The organism is Bacillus sp. 05T31 (assembly GCF_056396725.1).
The window spans coordinates 1-495 of the sequence record NZ_JBFTMA010001343.1; the positions used below are offsets into that span (position 1 = coordinate 1).

Consider the following 495-nt stretch of genomic DNA (forward strand, 5'->3'; position numbering starts at 1 on the left):
CGCACAGGACTTAAAATCCTGCGGTGGGTGACCACCGTGCGGGTTCGACCCCCGCCCTCGGCACCATATGCGCCCGTAGCTCAATTGGATAGAGCGTTTGACTACGGATCAAGAGGTTAGGGGTTCGACTCCTCTCGGGCGCGTTTTTTTCGGGAAGTGGCTCAGCTTGGTAGAGCACCTGGTTTGGGACCAGGGGGTCGCAGGTTCAAATCCTGTCTTCCCGATACTTGTTTGGGGCCTTAGCTCAGCTGGGAGAGCGCCTGCCTTGCACGCAGGAGGTCAGCGGTTCGATCCCGCTAGGCTCCACCAAAAAAGTTCTTTGAAAACTGAACGAAACAAACAACGTRAACGTCAATTTTTATTTTTAGATGCTAGACAAACTAACTTTATTGGAGAGTTTGATCCTGGCTCAGGATGAACGCTGGCGGCGTGCCTAATACATGCAAGTCGAGCGAATGGATTAAGAGCTTGCTCTTATGAAGTTAGCGGCGGACG

Annotated in this window: 3 tRNA genes and 1 rRNA gene; all 4 read left to right on the forward strand. The window is 52.6% G+C overall.

Features of this window, described 5'->3' with window-relative positions:
* Positions 1–69 precede the first annotated feature (69 nt).
* A tRNA-Arg gene (locus tag AC1DJR_RS33215) sits at positions 70–143 on the forward strand.
* 7 nt (positions 144–150) lie between these two features.
* Positions 151–224: transfer RNA gene (locus AC1DJR_RS33220), tRNA-Pro, on the forward strand.
* Positions 225–233: 9 nt separating this feature from the next.
* Positions 234–309 (forward strand) — tRNA-Ala (locus tag AC1DJR_RS33225).
* Between the two features lie 77 nt (positions 310–386).
* Positions 387–495, forward strand: a 16S ribosomal RNA gene (locus AC1DJR_RS33230); the annotation flags it as partial.